Below are 3,954 nucleotides of genomic sequence, written 5' to 3' on the forward strand. Positions count from 1 at the left end.
GTCAAGCCCGAGGATGACGGAGGGTGGGGTGAGCCTCGCCGCGGGCTCGGAGCGCGATCACATCGTCCGAATATTCATCACATAAATTGACCGAGGCGATCGAAAACTATCGTTTCTCTGATGGGTCCGATGCAGCTAAAAGCGGGTCATCAGGAACCGCTCCCCATGCCATCCACCTTTTCCTTGATCCTTCGCGACAACAGGATCCGCATTCCCAGCGTGACGCTTATTGCGCTCGCCTTCACCTATGCGTCGACCGCGCCCTACCAGTCGATCATCGGGATCAACGAACTCGGCTTGAGCAACGGCGCCTATTCGGCACTGGTGTTCTTCTCTTCGATCGTCAACGTCACGACGAGCCTGACGCTCGGCATCTGGTCGGACAGGCTGAAGGAGCGCCGGCCGCTGGTGCTGGGGCTTTCCGTCGCCGGCATGCTCGGCTTCGGGTCGATCGCGCTCATTCATAGCCCCGCGGTCTTCATCTTCTCCACGCTGTTGCTGGTGCCGATGAGCAATTCCACCTATTCGCTGCTGTTTGCCAGCCTGCGCGCCAGGACCAACCAGATGGACCGTGGCCAGGGGGCGGCGATCACCGCAATGGTGCGGGCGCTCTTTTCCGGCTCATGGGCGCTGGCGCCGGGGTTGATCGGCCTCTATCTCGTCAGTTCGCCGTCGATGACGCCGGCCTATGGGATCGCGGCATTGGCAAGCTGCACCTGCTTCTGCCTGTATTTCTTCTTCGCACCCGGAAATGGCTCAGGTGGCCCTGCCCCCGATCCAGTCGGCTTCCTTGCTTCGCTGAAACGGATTTTCGTGCCGCATGTGCTGTCGCGGGTCATCGTCATGGCGATGCTGTTCGGGCTGCAGCGGCTGAACGCCATGCTCCTACCGCTGATCATCACCCATGCGGCCGGCGGCACCGTGGTCGATGTCGGCTTCATGGCAGGTTTGACGGCCTTGCTCGAGATGCCGTTCATGATGATGTGGGGCTTTGCGCAGCGCCGTTTCCGAAGCGCGCATGTGCTCGCCTTCGGCGCACTGATCTACTGCGTCTATCTGCTGCTGCTCGGCTTTGCTTCCGCACCCTGGCACGTCTACGCACTCCTCCTCTTCAATGCCTGCGGGGCGGCAGCGATCCTCAGCGTGCCGATCACCTATCTGCAGGACCTGATCGCGGACCGGCCGGGGCTCGGAACCTCGCTGATCTCGCTGAACACGTTCATTGGGGTTGGCGTCAGCGCCGGCCTCTTCGCTTTCGGCACCGCGATCACCGATTATTCCGGCACCGCTTTCGTCGGCGCGGCCGCGGGTCTCGCATCGATCGGAGTGCTGCTCTATCTCGAAAGCAGCAGGCGGCAGGCGCGGCAACCGGCGTAAAGCGCAAGCCGCTTGCGAGCGATATCGGTCACCCGGCGGGCAGGTGTTCCGCGGCGCTTGAGACACGACTCGGCCCAGGAGATTGTTGAAAACAGCCCCTCATCCGCCTGCCGGCACCTTCTCCCCGCAGGCGGGGCGAAGGGGATATGCCGCACCGGCTTCCCCCACCTCGACGTTGCGTTTGGCATGTCCCCTCGCCCCGTTTTACGGGGAGAGGGTTAGGGTGAGGGGCGCCATTGGCGCCAGCCGCGAGGCCGAGGATGACGGCGCGTGGGAGCCGCTGTAGGAAAGAAGCGGGGCGACATCCAACACGACGCCTCAACGCGGCGTGATGCGATAGGCACAACGGCGGGCGCCGGCGAGGATGTGTTCGCTGCGCTCGACGTCGGCGTCGAGGACGGCGCGGAAGGTTTCGAGTTCGGAGCGGCAGAAGCCGGCGCAGGCGGTGGCGGCGGCGCAGATGGGACAATGGTTTTCGACCAGCATGAAGGATCCGTCTGCCTCCTCCCAACAATCGGCCATATAGCCTTCGCGGGTGCGGATGCCGGCAAGGGCCTCGACGCGTGCGGCAAGATCATGGGCCGGGCTGAGCTCCTGCCGATAGCGCTTCAGCGTCTCGGCCTCGCGGGCGGAAATGACGGTATCGAGGGCCGCGGGGCCGAGCTGTTCGACGAGCGTGCCGAGGAGGTTTGCCGTCAGCTCGGCATGGCCATCCGGGAACTGGCGGTTGCCGCTCGTTGTGAGGTGCCAGAGCTGGCGCGGCCGGCCCCGGCCAGAAGCGGCAACTGTGACCGGTTCCACCAGCCCCTCCTCCGCCATCTTCGACAGCTGCTGGCGGGCGGCCTCACCCGATATGCCGAGCGCATCACCGATCGCGGCGGCGAGCTGCGGGCCGTCGGTCTTTATCAGGATCAGGATCCGGTTGGCTGGGGACTGGCGCATATTTTCCAAGTCAAGTCTTGTTTAATTCGAGGCGGTATGTAATTTTCCAATTTATAACTTGGAAAATAATCCTTCGCCAGCAAAAATCTCGGGGTCCTCCCATGTCGAATCTCGACCAGACAGCAGCCATCCCCAGTGCCAGCTCCGTTTTCCGCCTCTTCCTGCCCGAGCACCTGCCGGCAACCTTGATGCTGGCCGGCGGCGTGACGCTTTATGCGGTGGAGAGTTACATCATGGCGACGATTGCGCCTTCGATCGTGCGCGACATCGGCGGCCTTGCGCTGTTTTCCTGGGTCACCAGCCTGTTCGTCGCCGCGGCCGTCCTTGGCTCGATCTTCGTCGCCATGCGGCCGCGCGGCATCGGGCTTCGATCGGTCTATGTGATCGCAGCGCTGGTCTTCGGCGTCGGCAGCCTGATTGCCGCAGCCGCACCGTCGATGCCGGTGGTGCTGATCGGACGCGCAGTGCAGGGTCTCGGAACCGGCGCACTTGCCGCGCTCGGCTATGCCTTCATTCGCTTCGTTTATCCCGAGCCGCTATGGCCGAAGGCCTCGACGCTCTATGCGGCAATCTGGGGGGTCTCGACCGTCATCGGGCCGACGCTCGGCGGCTTCTTTTCTGCGGGCCACGCCTGGCGCTATGCTTTCATCGTGCTCGTGCCGCTCGGCCTGCTGATGGCGTTCCTGGCACAGCGGCTGTTGCCCGACGTCGAGGACGACCGCGAGCAGGTGAAGACCCCGGTTGCCCAGATCGGACTGCTGCTTGCCGCCGTGCTGATGGTGAGTGCGGCCGGCGCGATCGAGGCGACAGCCACGAAGGTCGCGCTGATCGCGGCTTCGGTCGTCGCGGTCGCCGGCATGATCGTCATCGAGGGCCGAAGCCCGAACCGCCTGCTGCCCTCCGGCGCCGCCAGCCTTTCCCAACCGATTTCACGGGTCTACCTGGCGATGCTCGCCATGACCGTCGTTCTCGTCAGCGACATCTTCATTCCCTATTTCCTGCAAACCTTGCATGGGGTGCCGGCGATCGTCTCGGGTTATCTCGTAGCGCTCGTCGCCCTCGGCTGGACCTTCGCGGCCTTCCTCAGCGGCTCGTGGACCGGCAGACGGGCCTATCGGGCAATCGTCATTGGCGCTCTCATCGAGGCGGCGGCGACCGCTTGCCTCGCAGTCTTCCTCGCCAAGGACAATCCCGAGGGGCATATGCTCCTCATCGTGCCGGCGGCGATCGGCATGTTCATGATGGGCTTCGGTATCGGTCTCGGCTGGGCGCATCTCGTCGCCATGGTTTTGAGGCTCGTCGCCGACAACGAGAAGGACAAGGCTTCTGCCGCGATCCCGACAATGAGTTCGCTCGGCGGCGCTTTCGGGGCCGCCTTTGCCGGCGTCATCGCCAATGGCGCCGGCCTCGTTCATCCCGGCGGCATATCAGGCGCGCTGTCGGCTGCGCACTGGCTCTATCTGCTGATGGCGCTGCCCGGTGTTCTCGCCGTCGGCATCTCGCTAACGCTAGAGCGCCGCGCGTCCGACGGGACGCGCTAAGGACGCTCTATCTCTTTGTTTTGGCGCAATTCCCGGCAAAAGCGCTTCGCGCTTTGCCTGGCAAAACCGCTGCACACTTTTGCTGGAATTGCTC

General features: G+C 64.0%; 3 protein-coding genes. 2 read left to right on the top strand and 1 reads right to left on the bottom strand.

The features are described from left to right. Positions 1–165: 165 nt before the first annotated feature. Positions 166–1,377 (top strand): MFS transporter, encoded by a 1,212-nt coding sequence (locus tag V8P77_RS34580; protein ID WP_335916746.1) that lies wholly within the window; start codon positions 166–168, stop codon positions 1,375–1,377. 318 nt (positions 1,378–1,695) lie between these two features. Here V8P77_RS34580 and V8P77_RS34585 read toward each other — a convergent pair whose 3' ends face one another. Then, positions 1,696–2,319: a helix-turn-helix transcriptional regulator gene (locus V8P77_RS34585; RefSeq protein ID WP_335916748.1), complete on the bottom strand. Its 624-nt coding sequence runs from the start codon at positions 2,317–2,319 to the stop codon at positions 1,696–1,698. Positions 2,320–2,420: 101 nt separating this feature from the next. Here V8P77_RS34585 and V8P77_RS34590 point away from each other — a divergent pair, with 101 nt between their 5' ends. Continuing rightward, positions 2,421–3,860, top strand: coding sequence for an MFS transporter (locus tag V8P77_RS34590; RefSeq protein ID WP_335916747.1), 1,440 nt, complete (start codon positions 2,421–2,423; stop codon positions 3,858–3,860). Positions 3,861–3,954: the final 94 nt, after the last annotated feature.

It is taken from the genome of Rhizobium aouanii (assembly GCF_037002925.1).
GTDB lineage: Bacteria > Pseudomonadota > Alphaproteobacteria > Rhizobiales > Rhizobiaceae > Rhizobium > Rhizobium aouanii.

Coding starts and splice junctions, on each gene's coding strand:
- V8P77_RS34580 (WP_335916746.1), top strand. CDS start 166: ATGCCATCCACCTTTTCCTTGATCCTTCGCGACAACAGGATCCGCATT.
- V8P77_RS34585 (WP_335916748.1), bottom strand. CDS start 2,319: ATGCGCCAGTCCCCAGCCAACCGGATCCTGATCCTGATAAAGACCGAC.
- V8P77_RS34590 (WP_335916747.1), top strand. CDS start 2,421: ATGTCGAATCTCGACCAGACAGCAGCCATCCCCAGTGCCAGCTCCGTT.